Genomic DNA, 25,242 nt, shown 5'->3' with positions numbered 1-25,242 from the left:
AAACACCGCGCCGCTGCTCGAGGTCGAGAACCTCAAGGTGACCTTCTCCACCCGTCGCGGCATCGTCGAGGCCGTGCGCGGCGTGTCGCTGTCACTGCAGCCGGGCGAGATGCTGGGCCTGGTTGGCGAGAGCGGCTCCGGCAAGTCGGTCACCGGCTTTGCCATCACCCATCTGCTCGACAAGGCCGGCCGGATCACCGACGGCTTGATACGCTTCAAGGGCCAGGACATCACCCGCGCCGGCGGCGCCGATCTGCGCAGCCTGCACGGCGCCGCGATGGCGATGATCTTCCAGAATCCGCGCGCGGCGCTGAACCCGATCCGCGCCATTGGCGAGCAGATCGCCGACGCCATCCTCGCGCATCGCCGTATCTCGGCGAAGGAAGCGCGCGGCGAGGCCTTGAAGCTGTTGCGCGCCGTGCAGATCCGCGAGCCCGAGCGGCGCATCAATGCCTATCCGCACGAGCTGTCAGGCGGCATGTGCCAGCGCGTGATGATCGCGATCGCGATCTCCTGCAATCCGCAGCTTCTGATCGCCGACGAGCCGACCACCGGCCTCGACGTCACCACGCAGAAGGTGGTGATGGATTTGCTTGCGACCATCGCCGCTGAGCGCGGCATGGCGACCATCTTGATCACGCACGATCTTGGCCTCGCTGCGCGCTACTGCCGCCGAGCCGTGGTGATGGAGCAGGGACGGCTGGTCGAAGAAGCCGAGCCGCTGGCGCTGTTTCAGCGGCCGCAGCATCCGTACACGAAGCGCCTGGTCGCGGCCTCACCGACCGCATCCTCGCGGGTGGAGGACCTGGTGCCGGATGGCGCGCCGGTGCCGCTGGTTCAAGTGAGCGAACTGCCGCCTCCACCGCATGGCACGCCGCTGCTGCTCGACGTCAAGCGCATTGGTAAGCACTTCGACGACGGCACGCTCGGCGTCGCCGATTTCTCGATGACGATGCGTCCCGGTGAGAGCATCGGTCTGGTCGGCGAATCCGGCTCCGGCAAGAGCACGACCTCGCGCATGATCTGCCGGCTGATCGATCCGAGCGCGGGCGAGATCCTGTTCGACGGCCAGGCGATCGGCCAGATTCCGGCGCGCGACTTTCACCGCTCTGAATTCCGCAAGGACATCCAGATCGTCTTTCAGGATCCGAACGACAGCCTCAATCCGCGCTACACCGCGTTCGATTGTATCGCGCATCCTTTGACCCGGCTGATGGCGATGCGATCGGGCGATGCGTTGCGCCGCCGCGTCGAGGAATGTGCCGATCGCGTCGGTCTGCCGAGGGAGCTCTTGTCGCGCTTTCCGCACCAGCTGTCCGGAGGGCAGAAGGCGCGCGTCGGCATTGCGCGGGCGATCGCCTGCAAGCCGCGGCTCCTGGTCCTGGACGAGCCGACCGCCGCGCTCGACGTCTCGGTGCAGGCGGTGGTGCTGCAGCTTCTGAACAGGCTGCGCCGCGAGGACAATCTCGCCTTCCTGTTCGTCAGCCACGACCTCAACGTGGTCCGCATGATGTGCGACCGCACCATCGTGCTGCGCGCAGGCCAGATCGTCGAGCAGGGCGAGAGCCGGGCACTGTTCGCGAATCCGCAGACCGACTACACCCGCGAGCTGGTCGAGGCCGTGCCGCATATCCAGCAGGCAGAATTGGCACCGGCTTAGTGATATGTTTAGTACCACCGTCATTGCGAGCGAAGCGAAGCAATCCAGACTGCCGCCGCGGAAACAGCCTGGATTGCCTCGGCGCAAGGGCGCCTCGCAATGACGATAAGGCTGGCAATAAACTAACAGCCCCGGCAGATGCCGCTCACCTTTCGCCTGGTTTCCTCGTCGTTCCAGATGCTTTTCGGACTGAACACGATGTCTGCCGTGAGCTTCATCGGGACCTTCACTTCGGATGGCGGCTTAGGAAAGGGTTGGAGCTTCCTGAGCCAGGCGAGCGTGTCGTCATTCATGGCTTTGGGGCCGGAGCTCTTCGTGATTCTCGCGTCCAGAAGCGTGCCATCACGATCGATCGAAAATTCGACGATCGAGTGCGCGTCGTTCAGCTTCTGCGTATCATCGGGCAGCTTCAGCGGATGCGCCTGGAGATAATGAAGGATATCCCCGCGGAATGCGATCTCCGGGCCGGAGGTACTGGACGTCATGGTCCACTTCAGATCGACGAAGCCGACGCGCGTCTGCGCAAAAAATGTGAACGGTATCCTGACTCTTAAGGGGACCTGAACGTCGGCAGGAACCTCCGGAAACGCGGACATTCGGCGGAGGCCGGCGAGGACGTTCTGATCGTCTTGCGGCACCCCCGAGCTGCGGGCGATATCGGCACCCAAGAGCTTGCCGTTCCGGTCGATCGTGAGGATGACGTCGATGTCCGCGGGCCGGCCCTTAAGCTCGTTGCGAAATTCCTGGGAGTTTTCCAAGAGGTAGCGGGCCAGCCGCTGCCTGTAAGTGGCTTCGTCCGCACCAGCGGTCGTGAGGCTGGACAACGAAATGAAGAAAATGGCTGCCAAACGTCGCATCGCTAACACTGCCCCTCGGAACGCAGTGTAACCTTCGCTGCTGCCGGCGTCGCGCATTTTCTGGTGAGGCGGTATCCTTCGCGACTTTGCGGATCGCAGAGAAAGCAGGGCGGGCAAAGCGACTTGTCCGCCATAGCCCGAAGGGCGTCGGCGGAAGCGTGGCCGCCCTGTTTGTTGTCGAACTCGCGGCGGTGGGGACGGCGCTGCGCGCCGTTACCCACCCTACAGGTCCCTACACTGCAAATCCGCTCAATCCGCCTCGTAGCCGTAGACCTCCGGCAGGATGAAGATCGCAGCCAGCAGTCCGATCAGCGGGAAAATGGCGACGAACAGCGTCGCGTTGGCCTGGCCGATCGCGGTGAACAGCATCGGGAACAGGAAGATCGCCAGGAACGAGGGCAGCTTCACGAACATGTAGGCGAAGCCGCTGGCGGTGCCGCGATAGCGCGGCCGCGCCACCATGGTCGGGATCGTCATGCAGTTCGAGGCATCCCAATAATGGCCCCACAGCATGCCGGCCGCTGCAAACGGCAGGATGTATTTGTGGTCGGTGTAGAGCGCGGCGGCGGCGACCAGCAGCGACACCAGCACGATGCCGAAGCCGGCGATGCCGATGCCGCGATGGCCGATCTTCGGCGTCAACAGCGGTCCGACCCAGCCCGAGATTGCAGCAAAGCTGAACAGCGCCATGGTGACGAGATTGTTGCCGAGCACGCTGGACACGCCGACCATCGCAAACAGCACCGGCAGATAAAAGGCGAAGGTGGAGAACTCGCTGCCCTGCGCGAAGCAGGCGATCCAGCCGTAGATCGTGGCGCGCCAGCGGATCGGGTCCTTGCGCAAATCGGCGAGGAAATCCCAGGTGCTCGGCTTCTCGACGGCGACGTCGTGGTTCGGCAGCATCGCCAGATCGTCGTTATACATCTGCTGCGCGACCGCCTTGGCCTCCTTGAAGCGGCCATGCTGCACCAGCCACACGGCGGTCTCCGGCACGTCGTGGCGCAGGAACAGGATGATCAGGGCCGGCACGGCGCCGAGCCCCAGCGTGACGCGCCACAGTGTTTCGTGGTTGAGCTCGATCACCAGGAAGATCGCGATCACGCCGAGGGTCAAGACTTCGCCGACGGCGAACATGAACTGCCAGCGATTGCCCATCACCTCGCGCTGGCCCTTGGCCATCGATTCCATGATGTAGGTGTAGCCGGTCGAGATGTCGCTGCCGAGCGGCACGCCGAGCAGGAAGCGGATGACGATCAGCCAGGTCATGCTGGGCACGAAAGCCTGCGCCAGCGCCAGCACCACGAACATGGTCATGGTGCCCAGGAACATCCAGCGGCGGCCGATCTTGTCGGAGAGCCAGCCGCCGAGCAGGGCGCCGATCAGCGCGCCGCCTTGCGTGCCGGCCGCGGCGAGTCCGAGCTCGAGCGGACCGGGGTTATATTGCTCCTTGATGAAGATCAGCACGAAGGCGATGGAATAGAGATCCCACGCCTCGACCAGGATCGAGGCCATCATCAGCCAGCCGACCCGGTTGCCCTTGGGGCTGTAGTTCTGAATGAGATAGCGGACTGCGCTATCGATCTCCGCCCGCTGCGGGACCTCGGTCGTGGCTGCGATACTCATAACTGGTCCTTCCTTGTTGTTATTGGTCTGAAAGCTCAAGCGACCGGCAGCGGCTCGATGCTGCAGTCGAGCAGGCCGGGATCGATCCCCGCCTCCATCTCTTCGAACATCTGATCCATGAACGCGATCAGCGTATCGCTCGCCTTCGCCGCGCTCGCAGCGCGCTGGTTCGCCACGGCATTCAGGATGGCGAGATGGCGATCGATCGTGCCGGTCAGCTCGTGGTCCGGCAGCAGGTGGTGATAGATGTAGCCGATGCGGCGATAGATCGTGTGCAGCGGGCGCATGGTGTGCACCAGGAAAGGCTCGCCGCTCGCGGCAAGGATGAGCCCGTCGATGCGGCGGTCGAGCTGGTTGAACTCGTCGATCGTCAGCGTGTTCCGGCGCTCGCTCAGCACGCGCGCGATGTGCTGCATCTGGTTGCGGTGCGAAAGGCCGGCCCGTTCGGCCGCCAGCCGCACGACGAAGCGCTCCATGTCGCGGCGCAGGCCGAGCAGCAGGCGCTCGCGGGCGAGATCGATCGGCGCGATCTGCAGCCCATGGCGTGGCCGGATGATGATCAGCGTATCGGCGGCGAGGCTGTTGACGGCGGCATGCACCGGTGTGCGGCCGAAGCCGGTCACGCTTTGCAGCTCCTGCACGGTGAGAAACCGGCCGGGCTTCAGCGTGCAATTCACCAGGAGCTCTTCGATCCTGAGATAGGCGGCCTCGAACAGATTGCCCGCGCCGCGCGATGGCGCCGCGTCGTCGGCATCCGGTTTTACGAGAGCGCTTTTGCGGCGCGCCATCTGTGGTGTCCTCGGCATTTCCTCTGGCCGCTTCTTCCTCGGGGCCCGGTGATCAGCAATAAACATATTGTGATATATTACAAGGGGGCGTATGGCTGGGCCGCGCATGTAACACATGCAAGACAGAACCGGTCATTGGGAGGACGGCAGCCGTGAAGATCACCGCGATCGAGACCTTGCGGACAGAGGAATTCGCCAATGTCATCTGGGTCCGCGTCCACACCGACGCCGGCGTGATCGGGCTCGGCGAGACCTTTTATGGTGCAGGCGCGGTCGAGGCCCAGATCCATGACACCTTTGCCGGTCGGCTGCTCGGGCGTGATCCTTTAAGGATCGAGGCGATCCACCGCGATATGCTCAATCTGCCGATGGCGCAGTCTTCGACCGGGGTCGAATATCGCGCGGCCTCGGCCATCGACATTGCGCTGTGGGACCTGTTCGGCAAGGTCTGCGGCCAGCCGGTGCACCAGATGCTCGGCGGGCTCTGCCGCGACAAGCAGCGCATCTACAACACCTGCGCCGGCACCCGCTACGTGCGCTCGACCAATATCAGCCCGGTATCGAACTGGAGCCTGGAGACGCAAAGTCCTTACGAGGACCTCGACGCATTCATGAACTGCGCCGACCAGCTGGCCGAGAGCCTGCTCGAGAGCGGAATCTCTGCGATGAAGATCTGGCCGTTCGATCCGGCGGCACAGGAGAACCAGGGCCTCTACATCACCGCGGCGCAGATGAAGGCGGCGGTCGCGCCGTTCGAGAAGATCAGGAAAGCCGTCGGCGACAGGATGGAGATCATGGTGGAATTCCACAGCTTGTGGAATCTGCCGACCGCCAAGCAGATCGCGCGCGTGCTCGAGGATTACCAGCCGACCTGGTACGAGGATCCGATCCGGATGAACTCGCCGCAGGCGCTCGCCGAATACGCCCGCTCCACCCATGTCTGGGTCACCGCCAGCGAGACGCTCGGCTCGCGCTACCCGTACAAGGACATGCTCGATCGCGACGCCGCTCATGTGGTGATGGCCGATCTGTGCTGGACCGGCGGGCTCACGGAAGGGCGCAAGATCGCGGCCATGGCCGAGACCTATCACCGGCCGTTTGCGCCGCACGACTGCATCGGGCCGGTGGGCTTCATTGCCGCGGTACACATGTCGTTCAGCCAACCCAACACGCTGATTCAGGAATCGGTGCGCGCCTTTTACAAGGGCTGGTACAACGAGCTTGTCACCACCATGCCCGTGATCAAGGATGGCTATGTCTATCCGATGGAAGGGCCGGGGCTCGGCGTCGATCTCTTGCCGGCCGTGTTCGACCGCTCCGACCTGACCGTCCGCCGCAGCAACGTTTGAGTAAAGTGATGTCGATCTCTCTGTTCGATCTGTCCGGCAAGACCGCCCTGGTGACCGGTTCGTCCCGTGGCCTCGGCCGCGCCATTGCCGAAGGTTTTGCACGCGCCGGCGCGCGGCTTGTCATCAACGGCACCGATCCGGCGCGCACGGACGCGGCTGCCGCGGAGTTTCGTGCCACCGGTCATCAGGCGGAGGCGTCTGCCTTCGATGTGACCGACGAAGCCGCCGTGATCGGAGCGTTCGAGCGGCTCGATGCCGCCGGCATTGCGATCGACATCCTCGTCAACAATGCCGGCATTCAGCATCGCAAGCCGCTGGTGGAGTTCACCTCAAGCGAATGGCGCAGGGTGATCGAGACCAATCTCACCAGCGCCTTCATTATCGGCCGCGAGGCGGCGAAACGCATGATCCCGCGTGGCCGCGGCAAAATCATCAATATCGGCTCGCTTGCGAGCGAGCTTGCGCGGCCCACCGTCGGGCCCTATACGGCGGCGAAGGGCGGCATCCGCAATCTCACCCGGGCGATGGCGGTGGAATGGGCTCAGCACGGCGTCCAGGCCAATGCGATCGGTCCGGGCTACATGCTGACCGACATGAACCAGGCTCTGATGCAAAATCCTGATTTCAACAGCTGGCTGATGTCGCGCATACCCTCCAAGCGCTGGGGAAGACCTGACGAGCTGGTAGGCGCAGCCATCTTCCTCGCCTCCGAGGCGTCGGCTTATGTCAACGGCCAGACCATCTATGTCGATGGCGGCATGCTCGCCGCGATGTAATTGGGAAGCGGAGAGAGGCTCATGCGCGCCGTCGTCATTCACGCGCCGAAGGATTTGCGGATCGACTCGTTTCCGGACTCGGCGCCCGCTGCAGGTCAAGTGCGCGTGCAGATCGCCAACGGCGGCATCTGCGGCTCCGATCTGCATTACTATCATCACGGCGGCTTCGGCACCGTCCGGATTCAACAGCCGATGGCGCTGGGCCACGAGATTGCGGGCGTGGTTGTCGCGGTGGGCGCGGGCGCAACTGAGCTTGCGGAAGGGATGCGCGTCGCGGTCAATCCAAGCCTGCCTTGCGGCCACTGCGCCTATTGCCGCGAGGGGCTGCGCAACCAGTGCCTCGATATGCGCTTCATGGGCAGCGCGATGCGCAATCCCCATGTGCAGGGTGGCTTCCGTGAATTCGTCACGGTCGACGCCTCGCAGGTGGTTCCGATCGCCCCGACATTGTCGCTCGCGGAAGCCGCCATGGCAGAGCCGCTGTCGGTATGCCTGCACGCCGCGCATCAGTCCGGATCGCTGCTCGGCAAGCGCGTGCTGGTGACCGGCTGCGGGCCGATCGGCGCGCTGTCGGTTCTGGTCGCGCGTTACGGCGGCGCGGCGGAGATCGTGGTCACCGATATCGCCGATGCGCCGCTCGCGTTCGCCAAAAAGCTCGGCGCAAGTCACGCGCTCAATGTCGCACATGAGCCCGCTGCGCTCGAGCCGTGGCGCGCCGGCAAGGGGACGTTCGACGTGCTGTTCGAGGCCTCCGGCAATCAGGCCGCGCTCCGTAGCGCGCTGGACGTGATGCGGCCCGGCGGCGTGATCGTGCAGCTCGGGCTCGGCGGCGAGATGACCTTGCCGCTGAATACGCTGGTCACTAAGGAACTGCAGTTGCGCGGCACCTTCCGCTTCGACCGCGAATTCGTGCTGGCGCTCAAGCTGATGGGCGAGGGCCTGATCGATGTGAAGCCGCTGATCACGGCGTCGCTGCCGTTCGAGCAGGCGGTTGCAGCGTTCGAGCTCGCCAGCGACCGCGCGCAATCCATGAAGGTTCAGCTCACCTTTTGACGGGTGTTTCGATGAAAATCGCCTGCATCGGCGAGTGCATGGTGGAATTCGCGCAGGCCGACGGCGATCTGTTCCGGCGCGGCTTCGGCGGCGATACACTCAACACCGCGCTCTATCTCTCGCGTCTCGGGATCGACACCTCCTATGTGACGGCGCTCGGCGACGATCCCCTGAGCGAGATGATGCTGGCGGCCTGGCGCGCCGAGGGCATCAAGACCGACGAGGTGATGTGCATCTCCGGCCGCGTGCCCGGGCTCTACATGATCGAGCGCGACGCCAAGGGCGAGCGCAGTTTCCTGTATTGGCGCGACCGCGCGCCGGCGCGGGAGCTCTTCGATCGGGCCGACGATGCGATGCTCGACCGGCTCGCCGGCTTCGATTGGCTCTATTTCTCCGGCATCAGCCTGTCCCTGTATGGCGAGACCGGCAGGGCCAGGCTGCGGGAGCTCTTGGTCGCCACGCGCGAGCGCGGCGGCCGGGTCGCGTTCGACGGCAACTATCGCCCGCGCGGCTGGGCCGACAAGCAAGCCGCGCAGCGGGCGTTCGATGCCATCCTGCCGTTGGTCGATCTCGCGCTGCCGACGCTGGAAGACGAGCAGATGCTGTTCGGCGATGCGACAGCCGACGCCTGCATGGAACGGTTGAAGGCGATCGGCGTCAGCGAGATCGTCGTCAAGCGCGGTCCGCTTGGATGCCTGATCCATGCCGGCGGCAAGAGAACCGAGGTTCCGCCGCATCAGGTGGTGCAGCCGATCGACACGACTGCGGCCGGCGACTCCTTCAATGCGGGCTATCTCGCCGCCCGCATCAACGGCGCTTCACCCGGCGATGCGGCCCATACCGGGCACCGGCTGGCGGCTGCGGTCATCATGGCGCCGGGCGCGGTGATCCCGCGTGCGGCGATGCCGCAGCGTATTTTCGAAAGAGAGCAATGATGAGCATGCAGGACAAGCGCGCGAAGCTCGACGCGATCTTTGCGCTGGCACCGGTGATCCCGGTCATCACCATCGAGGACGCCAAACAGGCCGTGCCGCTCGCACGCGCCCTGGTCAAAGGCGGACTGCGCGCGATCGAGATCACGCTGCGTACCCAAGCCGGTCTCGATGCGGCACGCGCGATCATCGCCGAAGTGCCGGAGGCCTCGGTCGGCATCGGCACCGTGCTGACATCAGCCGACTATGAACGCGCGGCAAAGCTTGGCGCTGCTTTCGCGATCAGTCCCGGCCTGTCGATCGAACTCTTGGAAGCAGGGGCGCAGGGCACGCTGCCGTTCGCGCCGGGCATCCAGACCCCGTCGGATCTGATCGCCTGCGTCACCAGAGGCTATGAGCTGGTGAAATTCTTCCCCGCGGTGCCGGCCGGTGGATTGGCTGCGCTCGATGCGCTCACCGGCCCGTTCCCGACCGTCCGCTTCTGTCCGACCGGCGGCATCAACGCCGGTAACGCCGCGCAATGGCTCGCGCACAAGAAGGTCGTCGCGATCGGCGGTTCCTGGGTGGCACCTGCGGCCGACATCAAGGCAGGTGCGTGGGATGCGATCGAGAGCCGCGCGCGGGCCGCCGCTGCGCTGCGATAGAGCTGTCATGATCCTCAGACTGAAGCCGCTGGCGGTGTCGTGCCGCCAGCAATCTTGCCAAGATTACGGAAACTTCTAAAACTTACGGTTGGTGTTCCGAAGGGCCGCCAGCCAGGCATCCCCCTCTCTTCCGCAAAACGTCTAATAGTAAAATAATATGACTAGTCAGAGTGCCGCTTCCGTGAAATAACGGCCGCGCTGGCCACGAGGCCGGCCGGAAAGGTGCAACAGCACCTGCGACGCGGGATCGAACCCGCCGGATCGTTATTGGGAGAACGCGCCATATGACTCTTAAAGCCCTTCTTCTTGCGGCCTCCGCTACCGCCGCTTTGATGTTCGCGCAGCCGGCGAGCGCCGCCCAGCTCACCATTGGTTTCTCCCAGATCGGATCGGAATCCGGCTGGCGCGCGGCAGAAACCTCGGTTTCCAAGCAGGAGGCGGCCAAGCGGCAGGTCAATCTGAAGATCGCCGACGCGCAGCAGAAGCAGGAGAACCAGATCAAGGCGATCCGCTCGTTCATCGCGCAAGGCGTGGATGCGATCTTCCTTGCTCCCGTGGTCGCGAGCGGCTGGGACGCCGTGCTGAAGGAAGCCAAGGAAGCCAAGATCCCGGTCGTGCTGCTCGACCGCGACATCGATCCCTCGGGGAAGGATCTGTATCTCACCGCCGTCACCTCCGACAGCGTGCATGAGGGCGAAGTTGCCGGCGAGTGGCTCGCCAAGACCGTCGGCGAGAAGGCCTGCAACGTCGTCGAGCTGCAGGGCACGGTCGGCGCCAGTGTCGCCACCAATCGCAAGAAGGGCTTCGACACCGTCGTCGCCAAGCATCCGAACCTGAAGGTGGTGCGCAGCCAGACCGGCGACTTCACCCGCGCCAAGGGCAAGGAGGTGATGGAGAGCTTCATCAAGGCCGAAAACGGCGGCAAGTCGATCTGCGCGGTCTATGCGCATAATGACGACATGATGGTCGGCGCGATCCAGGCGATGAAGGAAGCGGGTCTCAAGCCCGGCAAGGACATCCTCACCATCTCGATCGACGCTGTGCCGGACATCTTCAAAGCGATGGCCGCCGGTGAAGCCAACGCCACGGTCGAGCTGACGCCGAACATGGCCGGACCCGCGCTCGATGCGATCGTTGCCTACAAGGACAAGGGCACCACGCCGCCGAAGTGGATCCAGACCGAGTCCAAGCTCTACACCGCGGCGGACGATCCGCAAAAGGTCTACGACAGCAAGAAGGGCCTCGGCTACTGAGCCGAGAGCTCTGATGGACGTATCACCGTCGTCCTGGCGAAAGCCAGGACCCATAACCACAGACGCTGGCGAGGCGCGCGGTATTGGCCATGTGCCTAATTGAATCGGTCCGCGGTATGGGTCCCGGCTTTCGCCGGGACGACGCAAATACATCGCGCGGCGTCCGTACATGGTGCGGACGCCGGCGTGGTTGACCTTGCGATGCAAACAAATATCGGTCCCATATCGCCGCTGCTTGAAGTGCGCGGACTTGCCAAGAGTTTTGGCACGCTGAAGGCCTTGCAGGAGGTCGATTTCACGTTGCGCGAAGGCGAAATCCACGCGCTGCTCGGCGAGAACGGCGCCGGCAAGTCGACGCTGATTAAGGTTGTCACCGGCGTGTTCGCGCGTGACGCCGGCGTCGTCAGGTTGTCAGGAGTGGAGATCGCGCCGCGCTCGGCCAAGGCCGCGCTCGACGCCGGGATCGCCACGGTCTATCAGGAAGTGAATTTGCTGCCGAACCTGTCGGTGGCGCAAAACCTCTATCTCGGGCGGCAGCCGACGCGCTTCGGCGTGGTGCGCGAGGCCGAGATGCGGCGGCGCGCCAAGGCGCTGCTCAACGGTTTCGGCCTCGATATCGATGTCGGCGCGCCGCTGTCGAGCTATTCGGTCGCGATCCAGCACGTCACCGCGATCGCGCGCGCCGTCGACCTGTCGGCGCGCGTGCTGATCCTGGACGAGCCGACCGCGAGCCTCGACCGTCACGAGGTCGAGATCCTGTTCAAGGTGATGCGCCAGCTTGCGGCTGGTGGCATCGGCATCATCTTCGTCAGCCATTTCCTCGACCAGGTCTATGAGATCTGCGACCGCATCACGGTCTTGCGCAACGGCCGCCTGATCGGTGAGCGCGAAACCGCCGCGCTGCCGCGGCTGGACCTGATCCGGATGATGTTGGGGCGCGAGCTCGCCGAGACCACGGAGACGCGCGCAGCCGAACAATCAGCCAACGCGGGCGAGGTCTGCGCCAGCTTCAAGGGGTACGGTAAGCAGGGGTATGTCGCGCCGTTCGATCTGGATCTGCGTCGCGGCGAGGTCGTCGGCCTCGCCGGCCTGCTCGGTTCCGGGCGCACCGAGACCGCGCGGCTGATCTTCGGCGCCGAGCGCGCCGATACTGGCGAAGCTAATGTCGATGGCAAGCCGGTGCGGCTGAATTCGCCGCGCGATGCCGCGCGCCTCGGCTTCGGCTATTGTCCGGAAGAGCGCAAGACCGAGGGCATCGTCGCCGACCTCACCGTGCGCGAGAACATCGTGCTGGCGTTGCAGGCGCGGCGCGGCCTGCATCGGCCGCTGTCCCGCCGCGAGCAGGACGAAATCGCGATGCGCTTCATCCGTCTGCTCGACATCCGCCCCCCGGACCCGGAGCGACCGATCGGGCTGCTCTCCGGCGGCAATCAGCAGAAGGCGCTGCTGGCGCGCTGGCTCGCCACCGAGCCGCGGCTGTTGCTGCTGGACGAGCCGACCCGCGGCATCGATGTCGGCGCCCATGCCGAGATCATCCGCCTGGTGCGTGAGCTCTGCGACCAGGGCCTCTCGCTGCTCGTCATCTCCTCCGAGCTCGACGAGATCGTCACCTATTCGAACCGCGTCGTGGTGTTGCGCGACCGCGCCCATGTCGAGGAATTGAAGGGCGAGGCGATCGAAGTCTCCAGCATCCTGGCCGCGATCGCCGCCGATGCTGCCTCAGCGCAAGAGGCGGTGTCATGACGCTCCGCCTGCCGCGCCGTGGCCTTGCGCAAGTGCTCGCGCTGCTCGTGATCCTGCTGGTCGATCGTGCGGTGTCGCCGCAATTCTTCAACCTGCATCTGCAGGACGGACGGCTGTTCGGTTCGGTCATCGACGTGCTCAACCGCGGCACGCCGGTGGCGCTGCTTTCGCTCGGCATGGTGCTGGTGATCGCAACCGGCGGCATCGACCTGTCGGTCGGTGCGGTCATGGCGATTGCCGGTGCCACGGCGGCGAGTCTCGCCGATAGCCATTCGTTGCCGGTCGTGCTCGGGGCGGCGCTTGGCGTCGGCCTGCTCTGCGGCCTCTGGAACGGAATCCTTGTTGCGGTGCTGCGCATTCAGCCGATCGTCGCCACGCTGATCCTGATGGTGGCGGGGCGCGGCATCGCGCAGCTGATCACGGAAGGCCGCATCGTCACCTTTACCTCGCCAGATCTGGTCTGGTTCGGCAATGGCGCCGTGCTCGGGCTGCCAGCGCCGGTCGCCATCGCGATCGGCATGCTGCTGCTGACCGCCGGCGTCGTGCGCGGCTCTGCGCTCGGGCTTCTGATCGAGGCGACCGGCGGCAATGCCCGCGCGAGCGAACTCTCGGGCGTAGGCACCCGCGCCATGATCCTCTCGGTCTATGTCTGGTGCGGCATTTGCGCCGCGCTCGCCGGCGTGATCGCGGCCGCCGACATCATGGGCGCGGACGCCAACAATGCCGGGCTTTGGCTCGAGCTCGATGCGATCCTCGCGGTGGTGATCGGGGGGACATCGCTGTTCGGCGGGCGTTTCAGCCTGATCCTCGCCGTCGCCGGCGCGCTGATCATCCAGGCGATGAACACCGGCATCCTGTTGTCGGGCTATCCGCCGGAGCTCAACCTGCTGGTCAAGGCCGTCGTGGTGCTGACCGTCCTGCTCGTGCAATCGCCGCGGCTGGGCGAGTGGTCCGGATTCGTTGCGCGCTGGCGGAGCAGCAAGCCATGAAACGCCTGTCCCCGATCGTCGTCACCGCGCTAGTGCTCGTCGCCGGCTTCGCCCTTTGCGCGCTGCAGTTTCCGAACATCGCCTCGACCCGCGTGGTCGCCAATCTCCTCACCGACAACGCCTTCCTCGGCATCGTCGCAACCGGCATGACCTTCGTGATCATCTCCGGCGGCATCGACCTGTCGGTCGGCTCGGTGATCGGCTTCACCACCGTGTTCGTGGCCCTCGCGATCGAGCGCTGGGGCATTCCGCCTTATCTGGCGTTCGTCATGGTCCTGTTGCTCTGCGCGTTGTTCGGCGCTGCGATGGGGGCCATCATCCATGTCTTCGACCTGCCGCCCTTCATCGTCACTTTGGCCGGCATGTTCCTGGCACGCGGCGTGAGCTTCCTGCTCTCGACCGAATCGATCCCGATCACGGCGCCGATCTATTCCACCGTCTCCGACTTCGCGATCCACCTTCCTGGCGGCGGGCGGCTGACCGCGATCGCCATGGCGATGCTGCTGGTGCTGATCGCGGGCGCGCTGTTGCTGCATCTCACGCGGTTCGGCGCCAATGTCTACGCCCTCGGCGGCAGCCGCGCCACCACGGCGCTGATGGGCATCCAGGTGGGGGCGATGACGGTGCGCATCTACATGCTCTCCAGCGTACTCGCGGGTCTCGCCGGAATCGTCTTCTCCTTCTATACTGCGGCCGGCTACTCACTCTCCGCTGTCGGCGTCGAGCTCGACACCATCGCCGCGGTGGTGATCGGCGGCACGCTGCTCACCGGTGGACAGGGCTCGGTGATCGGCACCTTTTTAGGGGTACTGATCCAGGGCATGATCCAGACCTACATCAATTTTGACGGCACGCTTTCGAGCTGGTGGACCAAGATCGCGACCGGCGTGCTGCTGTTCGCCTTCATTGCACTGCAGCAGGGCTTGATGGCGCTCTCGCGCAGCTCGGCGGCCAAGACGGTGAGGGGCCACGCATGACCTCGAGCATCGTCGTCATCCCGACCCGGCGGGCGCATTCCAACCACGCGGAAGTCGCGCGCAGCATCGGCATCGACATCATCGCCGGGCGCTATTCTGAAGGCACGCGGCTGCCGGGCGATGCCGAGCTGATCGCGATGTTCGGGGTGTCGCGACCGGTGCTCCGCGAAGCCGTGAAGACACTGGTCGCCAAGGGCCTGCTCTCGACCAAGGCCCGCGTCGGCACCGTCGTGCGCGGGCGGGCGGACTGGAACATGTTCGATCCCGACGTGCTGGCCTGGCATCTGGACGCCGGCATCGGCCGGCGCTTCCTTTCCGACCTCGCCGAGATCCGCCTTGCCGTCGAGCCGCGCGCGGCGGCACTTGCGGCGGAACGTCGCACTGAGAACGACCTGTCGGAGATGCGCAAGGCGATGGAGTGGATGCGAAGCGAGCCGTCCACCTCGATCGCTTTTGCGGAAGCCGATCTCAGCCTGCACGTTGCGGTCGCCAACGCCGCCGGCAATCCCTTCATGCGCTCGATCGGCGCCGTCATCGAGGCGGCGCTACGTGCCTCCTTCGTGCTGAGCGCGCCGGTGGAGAGCGCCGATCGCGAGACGGTTCTGATCTGGCACCAGAGCATCGTCGATGCCATCGCCGCGCGGGATGCCGAGGCGGCGTCGGCGGCAATGATCGAAGTCATTCACAACGGCCGGCGGCGCCACGCGCAGTCGGTCGAACAGGCGAATCAGAAATGAGCAACGACACACCCAAGAAACCGCTGCGCAGTCAGGCGTGGTTTGGCCGCCAGGACAAGATGGGCTTCTATTATCGCTCGTTCCTGAAGAACAGCGGCACGCCGCAGGACCGCTTCGAGGGGCGGCCGGTGATCGGCATCTGCAACACCTGGTCGGAGCTCACGCCGTGCAACGCGCATTTTCGCGTGATTGCAGATCACGTGCGGCAGGGCGTGCTCGATGCCGGCGGCTATCCGCTGGAGTTTCCGGTCTCCTCGCTCGGCGAGGTGACGATGCGCCCGACTGCGATGCTGTTCCGCAATCTCGCCTCGATGGACGTGGAGGAGGCGATCCGCGCCCATCCGCTCGACGGCGTCGTGCTCCTGATGGGCTGCGACAAGACCACGCCGGCGCTGTTGATGGGCGCTGCCTCCGCCGACCTGCCGACCATCGGCGTCTCCGGCGGGCCGCAGCTGCGCGGCGTCTATCGCGGCCAGATCATCGGCTCCGGCACCAACATCATCTCGATGAGCGAGCAGCTGCGCGCTGGCGAGATCACCTTGGCGGAGTTCCACGAGGCCGAGGCGGCGATGAACCGCTCCGCCGGCAGCTGCATGACCATGGGCACCGCCTCGACCATGGCCTCGATGGTCGAGGCGCTTGGCATCGGCCTGCCGGAGAATGCCGCCATTCCTGCTGCCGACGCGCGGCGCAACCTGCTGGCACGCATGGCCGGCCGGCGGATCGTCGAAATGGTCGGCGAGGACCTCAAGCCATCGGACATCCTGACCCGTGCCGCTTTCGAGAACGCGATCCGGACCTTGGCTGCGATCGGCGGCTCGACCAATGCGGTGGTGCATCTGCTCGCCATCGCCGGCCGCCTCGGCGTAGAGCTCTCGCTCGATGATTTCGACCGGCTCTGCCGCGACGTGCACTGCCTGGTCGACCTGATGCCGTCCGGCCGCTTCCTGATGGAAGATTTCTACTACGCCGGCGGCCTGCCAGCGGTGCTGCGCGCGCTCGGCGAGCGCGGGCTGCTGCACAAGGATGCGCGCACCGTCAACGGCAAGACGCTGTGGGAGAATGTGGCCTCCGCGCCGAACTGGAATTCCGAAGTGATCACGCCGTTCGAGACGCCGTTCAAGACCGAGGCCGGCATCGCGATCCTCACCGGCAATCTCGCGCCCAATGGTGCCGTGATCAAACCATCGGCCGCCTCGCCGGAGCTGATGCGCCATACCGGCCGCGCCGTCGTGTTCGAGAGCGTCGAGGAAATGCACGACGCGGTCGATGACGAGAGCCTCGACATCGACGCCTCCTGCATCATGGTGCTGAAGAATTGCGGGCCGAAGGGGTATCCGGGCATGGCCGAGGTCGGCAACATGCCGCTGCCGGCCAAGCTGTTGCGCCAGGGTGTGCGCGACATGATCCGCATCTCGGATGCCCGCATGTCCGGCACCGCCTACGGCACCGTGGTGCTGCATGTCGCCCCGGAAGCGACCATCGGCGGGCCTCTGGCGCTGGTGAAGAACGGCGACATGATCACGCTCGACGTCGAGGCGCGCGCGCTGCATCTGCATGTCAGTGACGAGGAGCTCGCGACGCGCCGTGCCGCCTGGACGCCACCGAAGCCGCATGCGGCGCGCGGCTATCAGAAGCTCTACATCGATCACGTGTTGCAGGCCGATCGCGGCGTCGATTTCGATTTCCTGGTCGGCCACAGCGGCTCGCCCGTGCCGCGCGACAATCACTAGAGGTGTTGCATGACCGCATCCGCCACCCCGCGCTATAAAGGCGTCTTCCCGGTCGCGCCGACCGTGTTCGATGCCGACGGACGCCTCGACATCGAAGGCCAGAAGCGCGCGATCGACTTCATGATCGATGCCGGCTCGCACGGCATCTGCATCCTCGCCAATTTCTCCGAGCAGTTCGTGCTGACCGATGACGAGCGCGACGCGGTGATGACGGCGGTGCTGGAGCATGTCGCGGGGCGTGTGCCTGTCATCGTCACGACCACCCATTTCTCGACCTTCGTCTGCGCCGAGCGCTCGCGCCGGGCGCAGGAGCTCGGGGCCGCGATGGTGATGGTGATGCCGCCCTATCATGGCGCGACCTTTCGCGTGCCGGAGGCCGCGATCTACGATTTCTACAAGGGCGTGTCGGACGTGATCTCGATTCCGATCATGGTGCAGGATGCGCCGGTCGCGGGTACGCCGCTGTCGGTCGCCTTCCTTGCCCGCATGGCCAAGGAAATCGAGAACCTCGCTTATTTCAAGGTCGAGGTGCCGCGCGCTGCCGAGAAGCTGCGCGCGCTGATCGAGGCCGGCGGCGCGGCGATCGAAGGCCCGTGGGACGGCGAGGAGGCGATCACCCTGATGGCCGATCTCGACGCCGGCGCGACCGGCGCGATGACCGGCGGCGGCTATCCCGATGGCATCCGCCAGATCACCGATCCTTACTTTGCGGGCGAACGCGACAAGGCCGTCGATGCCTATCAACGCTGGTTGCCGCTGATCAATTACGAGAACCGGCAGTGCGGGCTTGCCGCCTGCAAGGCGTTGATGAAGGAGGGCGGCGTCATCAGGCATGACACGCTGCGCAGCCCCCAGCCGGCGATGCATCCGGCCACTCGCGCCGGCCTGATCGAGCTTGCGCGCCGGCTCGATCCGGTCGTGCTGCGCTGGGGACGCTGAGCATGGGCGAGCTTCGAGTGGCCATTGTCGGCTTCGGCAAGATCGCGCGCGATCAGCATGTGCCGGCGATCGCCGCCACCGATGGCGTGACGCTCGCGGCGGTCGCGAGCCGCAATGCCTCGCTGCCGGGCCTGCCGCATTTCAGCACGATCGAGGATCTGTTGCGCGAGGGACCCGAGATCGATGCGGTGGCGCTCTGCACGCCGCCGCAGGTCCGCCGCGCGCAAGCGGTCGCCGCGCTGCAGGCCGGCAAACATGTGATGCTGGAGAAGCCGCCGGGCGCGGCGGTGAGCGAGCTCGATCCGTTGATCGCGCTCGCCGCCGAGCAGAAGCGCACGCTGTTTGCGACCTGGCATTCCCGCTATGCGCCGGCCGTCGAGCCCGCGCGCGAATGGCTGGCCTCGCGCGAGATCCGCAACGTCAAGATCGAATGGAAGGAAGACGTGCGCGTCTGGCATCCGGGCCAGGGTTGGATCTGGGAGCCCGGCGGGCTCGGGGTGTTCGATCCCGGCATCAATGCGCTCTCCATCCTTACGCGGATATTGCCCGAGCCGGTATTCGTCACCGCGGCCGATTTGTCGTTCCCGTCCAATCGCGCGGCACCGATCGCGGCAACCCTTGAACTCACCGATACCAACGCGCTGCCGATCATAGCCGAATTCGATTTCCGCCAGACCGGCCCGCAGAGCTGGGACATCATCGTCGACACCGACGACGGGTCATTGAAGCTGTCGAAAGGTGGCGCCAGGCTGGTGGCGGGCGACGAGGTGCTGGTGGACGAGAAGGAGGCCGAATATCCCGGACTCTATCGTCGCTTCGTCGAACTGACCGCGCGCGGCGCGATCGACGTCGATCTGGTGCCGTTGCGGCTGGTGGCCGACGCGTTCCTGCTCGGCGGCCGCCGCCTCGTCGAGCCGTTCGAGGATTGACCGCATGACAGGCGCACGGATCAGCGAGGATGTGTTCGGCACCCTGCCTGACGGGCGCGCGGTGGATCGCGTCACGCTGCGCGGCGCGCAGGGCTTCGAGGCGCGGATCATCACCTATGGGGCCGCGCTGCAGGCGCTCGTCGTGCCTGACGCCAATGGCGTTTGCGACGACGTCCTGCTCGGCCATGATGATATCCAGGGCTATCTCGCGCATCGCCAGTTTTTCGGCGCCACCGTCGGCCGCTACGCCAACCGCATCGCCAACGCGCGCTTCGTGCTCGATGGCCAGACCATCCGGCTCAACCCCAATGACGGGCCGCATGCGCTGCATGGCGGACCGGACGGCTTCGATCGCCGGCTGTGGCAAATCACCAAGGTCGAGGAAGGCGCCCAGCCGGCGGTGACTTTGCTTTATGTCAGCGCCGACGGTGAAGAGAACTATCCTGGGCGGCTCGACATTCGCGTCACCTATCGCCTGACCGGGCCGAGCGAGCTGTCGGTGGAGTTCGTGGCCAAGACCAGCCGTCCGACCATCGTCAACCTGACCAATCATAGTTTCTTCAATCTCGACGGCGTGTCGGCGCAGACGGATATCCTCGGCCATCGGTTATCGGTCGCCGCGGATCATTTTCTCGCGATCGACGAGAGCGCGATCCCGCTGCCCGGGCCGCCGCGCCCCGTCGCCGGCACGCCGTTCGACTTCCGCGAAGCGACCGCCATCGGGGCACGCATCCGCGCAGCCGATCTGCAGCTTCGCAGCGGGCGTGGCTATGACCACAATTACTGTCTGCGCGATGCCGGCGGCCTGCGACTCGCCGCGCGATTGGAAGCGCCACGCTGCGGCCGCGTCATGGAGCTCCTGACCAACCAGCCCGGACTGCAGGTCTATTCCGGCAACTACCTCGACGGCACCAAAGGCGGCAAGGGGCGGCTGCATCGCCAGTCCGATGCGATCTGCCTGGAGCCGCAGAACTGGCCCGACGCGCCCAACCGGGCGGATTTTCCGAGCCCGCGGCTTTCGCCGGATCAGACCTACAAGCACACCATTGTATATCGCTTCTCCACCACGGGGGTCCGCGCATGATGGAGCAGGTGCCGACGTCCGTGCTCCACGCCGAGCGCTGCCACCTCGGCGAGGGGCCGACCTATGATCCCTTGACCGACATTGCGTGGTGGTTCGACATCCGCGAAGGCCTGCTGTTCGAGGCGACACTGAGCAGCGGTGAGGTGCGGCGCCATGTGCTGGGCAAGATGGCCAGCGCGCTGGGGCGGATCGATGCCGCGCGCCAGCTGATCGTCGCCGAGGACGGGCTCTATATCCGCGACGTCACCAATGGCGCGCTCTCGCTCTATCTGTCGCTGGAAGCGGATAATCCGGCGACGCGCTCCAACGATTCCCGGGTCCACCCCTCGGGTACGTTCTGGATCGGCACCATGGGCCGCAAGGCGGAGCGCGAGCTGGGCGCGATCTACGCGCTCCATCGCGGCGAGATCGTCCGGCTGTTTCCGAACATCACGATTCCCAACGCGATCTGTTTCAGCGCCGATGGTTCGATCGGCTATTTCACCGACAGTGCCGAGAACGTGCTTTATCGCGTCGAACTCAATCCCGACACCGGCCTGCCGCGCAGCACGCCGACGGTATTGGTCCGGCATCGCGGCGGTGGCGATCTGGACGGTGCGGTGGTCGATGCGGAGGGCAGGATCTGGAATGCGCGCTGGGGCGCCGGCTGTGTCGACGTCTACAGCCCGCAAGGCGTGCACCTGCGCTGCGTCAAGGTGCCGGCGAGCCAAGCCAGCTGCCCGGCCTTCGTTGGCGCCGATCTGTCGCGCCTGCTGGTGACTTCTGCCTGGCAGGACATGGATGAGGCCGCGAAGGCGGCCGATCCCGAGCACGGGCGAACCTTTCTGCTGGAGGTCGGCGCGCGCGGTCGCGCCGAGCCCGACGTCAGGCTCTCGAGCTAAGAGGAGGATCGTTCAGCAAGGCGAGTGGGTGCTACCGAACTATCCAGGAACCGCGATCGCGGATCGCAGGTTTGTTTGTTCAACGTCGAAAAGACAAAGGGAGTGAGACATGTTGAGAGTAAAGACCATCATGGCTGCGGCGCTCGCCGGCCTCGGCGCGATCGCGCTGTCCGGCGCAGCCATGGCGCAGAGCAAGCCGACCATCGGCATCGCCATGCCGACCAAATCGTCCGCGCGTTGGATCGATGACGGCAACAACATGGTGAAGGTGCTGAAGGAGCGCGGCTACAACACCGACCTGCAATATGCCGAGGACGACATCCCGAACCAGCTCTCGCAGGTCGAGAACATGGTCACCAAGGGATCCAAGGTGCTGGTGATCGCCGCGATCGACGGCACCACGCTGTCCGACGTGCTGAAGCAGGCCAAGGCGGCCGGCATCACCGTGATCGCCTATGATCGCCTGATCCGCGATACGCCGAATGTCGATTACTACGCGACCTTCGACAACTTCCAGGTCGGCGTGCTGCAGGCGCAATCGATCGTCGACAAGCTCGGCTTGAAGGACGGCAAGGGGCCGTTCAACATCGAGCTGTTCGGCGGTTCGCCCGACGACAACAACGCCTATTTCTTCTACAACGGCGCGATGTCGGTGCTGAAACCCTATATCGACTCCGGCAAGCTGGTCGTCGCCTCGGGCCAGATGGGCATGGACAAGGTCGCGACGCTCCGCTGGGACGGCGCCACCGCGCAGGCCCGCATGGACAACCTGCTCAGCGCCTATTACGGCAACAAGCGTCTCGACGCCGTGCTGTCGCCCTATGACGGCATCTCGATCGGCATCATCTCGTCCGTGAAGGGCGTCGGCTATGGCAGCGGCAACCAGCCGATGCCGATCATCTCCGGCCAGGATGCCGAGGTGCCGTCGGTCAAGGCGATCCTGCGCGGCGACCAATACTCGACCATCTTCAAGGACACCCGCGACCTCGCCAAGGTGACCGCCGACATGGTCGATGCCGTGCTGAACGGCAAGCAGGTGCAGGTCAACGACACCAAGACCTACAACAACGGCGTCAAGGTCGTGCCCGCCTATCTGCTCAAGCCGGTGGTGGTCGACAAGAGCAATTGGGAGAAGGTCCTGGTCGGCAGCGGCTACTACAAGAAGTCGCAGGTCGAGTGATGCTTCCTTCGATTCCCTCTTCCCGCTTGCGGGGAGAGGGGGCAGGGTGAGGGGGAGGCGCCGCGAACGCGAATGGTTGGGTTCGCAGCGGCTCCCGTTCATCCGTCCCCGCAGGCGGGGAGAGATGAGGTCAAGGACAGGGACACAAGGCGATGACGGCAATCCTGGAGATGCGCAGCGTCAGCAAGAGCTTTGGCAATGTGCAGGCGCTGCGCGACGTTAGCTTTACGGTCGAGGCGGGCGAGATCCACGCCCTCGTCGGCGAGAATGGCGCCGGCAAGTCGACCCTGATGAAGGTGCTGAGCGGCGTGTATCCGCACGGCCGCTATGAGGGCCAGATCATTTTTGAGGGCGAGGAGCGGCGGTTCCGCGACATCAATGATTCCGAGGCGCTCGGCATCATCATCATCCATCAGGAACTCGCGCTGATCCCGCTGATGTCGATTGCCGAGAACATCTTCTTGTCGCATGCACCGTCACGCCTGGGTGTCATCGATCGAGACGAGGTGTACCGGCGCAGCCGGGAGCTGCTGGCGCAGGTGGGCCTGAAGGAATCGCCGGATACGCTGATCACCGATCTCGGCGTCGGCAAGCAGCAACTGGTCGAGATCGCCAAGGCGCTGTCCAAGCGGGTCAAGCTGTTGATCCTGGACGAGCCGACGGCGAGCCTGAACGAAGCCGACAGCCAGGCGCTGCTCGATCGGCTCATCACCTTCCGCGAGCAGGGGATTGCCTCGATCCTGATCACGCACAAGCTGAACGAGGTCGCCCGTGTCGCCGATCGCATCACGGTGCTGCGCGACGGACGGACCGTCGACAGCATCGATTGCCACGCCGAGCCGGTCCTGGAGGACCGGATCATCAAGAGCATGGTCAATCGCGATATGGCGCACCGTTTCCCGGAGCGCCAGCCGAAGATCGGAGAGCCCGTCTTCACGGTCGAGAACTGGTCCGTCTATCATCCGCAGCATCACGACCGCCAGGTGATCAAGAACGTGAATTTCGCGGTGCGCCGCGGCGAGATCGTCGGCATCGCCGGCCTGATGGGGGCCGGCCGCACCGAATTCGCCATGAGCCTGTTCGGCCGCTCCTGGGGCACCCACATCACCGGCCGCGTCCGGCTCGAGGGACACGATGTCGATCTCTCCAGCGTGCCGGCCGCGATCGATGCAGGCCTCGCCTACGTCACCGAGGACCGCAAGCAGCTCGGCCTGATCCTGGCCGACGACGTCCGCAAGAACATCACCTTGGCGAGCTTGGATCAGGTCGCGCCGAAGGGGGTGATCGACGACATCGCGGAACTCAAGGCCGCCGCCGGCTATCGCGGGCGCATGCGCATCCGCTGTTCCGATGTCTATCAGGAGACGGGCCAGCTCTCGGGCGGCAATCAGCAGAAGGTCGTGCTGTCGAAATGGCTGATGACCGACCCCAAGGTGTTGATCTTGGACGAGCCGACGCGAGGCATCGACGTCGGTGCAAAATACGAGATTTATTGTATCATCAACGAACTGGCCGAGGCGGGTCGCGGCGTGGTGGTGATCTCGTCGGAAATGCCGGAACTGCTCGGCATCTGCGACCGGATCTGCGTCATGAACGACGGCGCCTTTGTCGGCGAGTTTCCGGGCCATGAGGCGACGCAGGAGAAGATCATGCGTGCTATCATGCGCAACGAAGCCATTAACAATCAACAGGACGGCCGCCTCGTGGAGCGGGTGGGAGGATAACGATCATGACCGACAAGACGGTTTCGCTTCCCGAGGAGCGGCCGCACGGCGGCTTCCTGAAGAACAATCTGCGCAGCTACGGCATGATGCTGTCGTTGGCTGCAATCATGCTGTTCTTCCAATTCATGACCGACGGCACGTTGCTGCAGCCGCTCAACCTGACCAACCTGGTGCTGCAGAACAGCTACATCGTCATCATGGCGCTGGGCATGCTGCTGGTCATCGTCACCGGGCATATCGATCTGTCGGTCGGATCGGTCGCAGGTTTCGTCGGCGCGGTCGCCGCCGTGCTGATGGTCCGCTACCACGTCGATTTTCCGCTCGCCATTCTGGCCTGTCTCGTGGTCGGGGCTGCGATCGGCGCGGCGCAGGGCTATTGGGTGGCCTATTTCGGCATTCCCTCCTTCATCGTCACGCTGGCGGGCATGCTGGTGTTCAAGGGCCTGGCGCTGGCGCTGCTGCAGGGGCAGTCGGTCGGACCGTTCCCAGGAACCTTCCAGAAACTGTCCTCCGGCTTCATCCCGGAAATGTTCCCGAGCGCGGCGCATCTCTATCCGACCTCGCTCGCGATCGGCGGACTGCTCACCTTGGCGTTGGTCTATGCCAGCGTGAAGGGGCGCTCGCGTGAGCAGGCGCATGGCATCGAGGTCGAGCCTTACGCCTTCTTCGCTGCGAAGAACCTCGTCCTGGCGGCGGTGATCCTGTACTTCACCTTCCTGATCGCCTCGCATCGCGGTTTGCCCAACGTGCTCGTGATCATGACCGTGCTGATCGCGCTCTACGGCTTCATGACGCGGCGAACGGTGGTGGGCCGGCAGATCTATGCGGTCGGCGGCAACGCCAAGGCGGCCAAGCTCTCGGGCATCAAGGCCGAGCGGCTGGTGTTCATGACCTTCGTCAACATGGGGGTACTGGCGGCGCTGGCCGGCCTGGTGTTCGCCGCGCGTCTCAACACCGCGACCCCGAAAGCTGGCCTCGGTTTCGAGCTCGACGTGATCGCGGCCTGCTTCATCGGCGGCGCGTCGGCCTATGGCGGCGTCGGTCGCGTCGGCGGTGCGGTGATCGGCGCCATGATCATGGGCGTGATGAACAATGGCATGTCGATCCTCGGCATCGGCATTGACTATCAGCAGGTGATCAAGGGCCTGGTGTTGCTGGGCGCGGTCTGCATCGACGTCTACAACCAGCGCCGTTAGCGTGGCTCCAAGGCCGTTGCGTGGCGCAGCCGCGCCCGCAACAGGCACCGCACAGGAACGTTCTCCTACTCCGGGGGACTTCGGCGCGGTGTTTGTGCTCCAGATAAGACGAAGAAAAAAATTCTATAAGATTGCCTGCTTGCCCCGACATGGTTTCATAACGCGCGGATTGCAGCGGCTGAGCCGCGCTGGGCG

Annotated in this window: 22 protein-coding genes; 19 read left to right on the top strand and 3 right to left on the bottom strand. The window is 65.0% G+C overall.

Translation table 11 applies throughout. The features are described from left to right. Window positions 1-13: 13 nt before the first annotated feature. On the top strand, window positions 14-1,660 hold the full coding sequence (nikE, locus tag QXZ85_RS03355) for a nickel ABC transporter ATP-binding protein NikE (RefSeq protein WP_409977834.1): 1,647 nt from the start codon (window positions 14-16) through the stop codon (window positions 1,658-1,660). 122 nt (window positions 1,661-1,782) lie between these two features. On the opposite strand, the gene QXZ85_RS03350 is transcribed toward nikE, so the two are convergent. The 3 genes from QXZ85_RS03350 to QXZ85_RS03340 form a co-directional block, all read right to left on the bottom strand. Beyond that, window positions 1,783-2,574, bottom strand: a complete 792-nt coding sequence (locus QXZ85_RS03350) for an energy transducer TonB (RefSeq protein ID WP_316166751.1) — start codon at window positions 2,572-2,574, stop codon at window positions 1,783-1,785. A 192-nt stretch (window positions 2,575-2,766) separates the two neighbouring features. After that, window positions 2,767-4,140, bottom strand: coding sequence for an MFS transporter (locus tag QXZ85_RS03345; RefSeq protein WP_315700686.1), 1,374 nt, complete (start codon window positions 4,138-4,140; stop codon window positions 2,767-2,769). A gap of 35 nt (window positions 4,141-4,175) precedes the next feature. After that, window positions 4,176-4,928, bottom strand: coding sequence for a GntR family transcriptional regulator (locus tag QXZ85_RS03340; protein ID WP_316173419.1), 753 nt, complete (start codon window positions 4,926-4,928; stop codon window positions 4,176-4,178). Between the two features lie 152 nt (window positions 4,929-5,080). Here QXZ85_RS03340 and QXZ85_RS03335 point away from each other — a divergent pair, with 152 nt between their 5' ends. The 18 genes from QXZ85_RS03335 to mmsB all read left to right on the top strand — a co-directional run bounded on the left by QXZ85_RS03335 (window position 5,081) and on the right by mmsB (window position 25,047). Then, entirely contained in the window at window positions 5,081-6,277 is a 1,197-nt protein-coding gene (locus QXZ85_RS03335) for a mandelate racemase/muconate lactonizing enzyme family protein (protein WP_316173420.1), read from the top strand. A gap of 8 nt (window positions 6,278-6,285) precedes the next feature. Then, window positions 6,286-7,053, top strand: a complete 768-nt coding sequence (locus tag QXZ85_RS03330) for a glucose 1-dehydrogenase (RefSeq protein WP_316173423.1) — start codon at window positions 6,286-6,288, stop codon at window positions 7,051-7,053. Between the two features lie 21 nt (window positions 7,054-7,074). Next, the gene (locus tag QXZ85_RS03325; protein ID WP_316173425.1) at window positions 7,075-8,106 is read left to right on the top strand and encodes an L-idonate 5-dehydrogenase; all 1,032 of its coding nucleotides are present in this window, start codon (window positions 7,075-7,077) and stop codon (window positions 8,104-8,106) included. An 11-nt stretch (window positions 8,107-8,117) separates the two neighbouring features. Continuing rightward, window positions 8,118-9,041, top strand: coding sequence for a sugar kinase (locus QXZ85_RS03320; RefSeq protein WP_316173426.1), 924 nt, complete (start codon window positions 8,118-8,120; stop codon window positions 9,039-9,041). Then, window positions 9,038-9,682, top strand: a complete 645-nt coding sequence (gene eda, locus QXZ85_RS03315; RefSeq protein WP_315765402.1) for a bifunctional 4-hydroxy-2-oxoglutarate aldolase/2-dehydro-3-deoxy-phosphogluconate aldolase — start codon at window positions 9,038-9,040, stop codon at window positions 9,680-9,682. The genes QXZ85_RS03320 and eda overlap by 4 nt, the downstream gene beginning before the upstream one ends. A 284-nt stretch (window positions 9,683-9,966) precedes the next feature. Next, window positions 9,967-10,935, top strand: a complete 969-nt coding sequence (ytfQ, locus tag QXZ85_RS03310) for a galactofuranose ABC transporter, galactofuranose-binding protein YtfQ (RefSeq protein ID WP_315700673.1) — start codon at window positions 9,967-9,969, stop codon at window positions 10,933-10,935. Between the two features lie 201 nt (window positions 10,936-11,136). After that, the gene (locus QXZ85_RS03305) at window positions 11,137-12,678 is read left to right on the top strand and encodes a sugar ABC transporter ATP-binding protein (protein ID WP_316173428.1); all 1,542 of its coding nucleotides are present in this window, start codon (window positions 11,137-11,139) and stop codon (window positions 12,676-12,678) included. Then, on the top strand, window positions 12,675-13,667 hold the full coding sequence (locus QXZ85_RS03300) for an ABC transporter permease (protein ID WP_315700671.1): 993 nt from the start codon (window positions 12,675-12,677) through the stop codon (window positions 13,665-13,667). Before QXZ85_RS03305 ends, QXZ85_RS03300 begins: the two co-directional genes overlap by 4 nt. Continuing rightward, window positions 13,664-14,644, top strand: coding sequence for a galactofuranose ABC transporter, permease protein YjfF (gene yjfF, locus QXZ85_RS03295; RefSeq protein ID WP_316173430.1), 981 nt, complete (start codon window positions 13,664-13,666; stop codon window positions 14,642-14,644). Before QXZ85_RS03300 ends, yjfF begins: the two co-directional genes overlap by 4 nt. Further along, window positions 14,641-15,381, top strand: a complete 741-nt coding sequence (locus QXZ85_RS03290; protein WP_315700669.1) for a FadR/GntR family transcriptional regulator — start codon at window positions 14,641-14,643, stop codon at window positions 15,379-15,381. Before yjfF ends, QXZ85_RS03290 begins: the two co-directional genes overlap by 4 nt. After that, window positions 15,378-17,114, top strand: a complete 1,737-nt coding sequence (locus QXZ85_RS03285; protein ID WP_316173434.1) for an IlvD/Edd family dehydratase — start codon at window positions 15,378-15,380, stop codon at window positions 17,112-17,114. Before QXZ85_RS03290 ends, QXZ85_RS03285 begins: the two co-directional genes overlap by 4 nt. Before the next feature lie 9 nt (window positions 17,115-17,123). Continuing rightward, window positions 17,124-18,053 (top strand): dihydrodipicolinate synthase family protein, encoded by a 930-nt coding sequence (locus tag QXZ85_RS03280; protein WP_315728433.1) that lies wholly within the window; start codon window positions 17,124-17,126, stop codon window positions 18,051-18,053. 2 nt (window positions 18,054-18,055) lie between these two features. After that, a complete protein-coding gene (locus QXZ85_RS03275; RefSeq protein WP_316173435.1) occupies window positions 18,056-18,982 on the top strand; it encodes a Gfo/Idh/MocA family oxidoreductase in 927 nt (308 codons plus the stop codon). 4 nt (window positions 18,983-18,986) lie between these two features. After that, window positions 18,987-20,066: an aldose epimerase family protein gene (locus QXZ85_RS03270; RefSeq protein ID WP_315728429.1), complete on the top strand. Its 1,080-nt coding sequence runs from the start codon at window positions 18,987-18,989 to the stop codon at window positions 20,064-20,066. Further along, window positions 20,066-20,947 carry an SMP-30/gluconolactonase/LRE family protein gene (locus tag QXZ85_RS03265; protein WP_315767462.1) on the top strand — a complete coding sequence of 294 codons (882 nt, stop codon included), beginning with the start codon at window positions 20,066-20,068 and terminating at the stop codon, window positions 20,945-20,947. Before QXZ85_RS03270 ends, QXZ85_RS03265 begins: the two co-directional genes overlap by 1 nt. A gap of 109 nt (window positions 20,948-21,056) precedes the next feature. Next, window positions 21,057-22,127 carry a multiple monosaccharide ABC transporter substrate-binding protein gene (gene chvE, locus QXZ85_RS03260; RefSeq protein ID WP_315700664.1) on the top strand — a complete coding sequence of 357 codons (1,071 nt, stop codon included), beginning with the start codon at window positions 21,057-21,059 and terminating at the stop codon, window positions 22,125-22,127. A gap of 152 nt (window positions 22,128-22,279) precedes the next feature. After that, window positions 22,280-23,851, top strand: coding sequence for a multiple monosaccharide ABC transporter ATP-binding protein (gene mmsA / locus QXZ85_RS03255; RefSeq protein WP_315700663.1), 1,572 nt, complete (start codon window positions 22,280-22,282; stop codon window positions 23,849-23,851). A 5-nt stretch (window positions 23,852-23,856) separates the two neighbouring features. Continuing rightward, the gene (gene mmsB / locus QXZ85_RS03250) at window positions 23,857-25,047 is read left to right on the top strand and encodes a multiple monosaccharide ABC transporter permease (protein ID WP_315700662.1); all 1,191 of its coding nucleotides are present in this window, start codon (window positions 23,857-23,859) and stop codon (window positions 25,045-25,047) included. Window positions 25,048-25,242: the final 195 nt, after the last annotated feature.

It is taken from the genome of Bradyrhizobium sp. SZCCHNGR1005, from assembly GCF_032489995.1.
In the GTDB taxonomy this organism is placed as follows: domain Bacteria; phylum Pseudomonadota; class Alphaproteobacteria; order Rhizobiales; family Xanthobacteraceae; genus Bradyrhizobium.
Note: the sequence above shows the minus strand (reverse complement) of the source record. Positions and strands in the feature narration are given on the sequence as shown.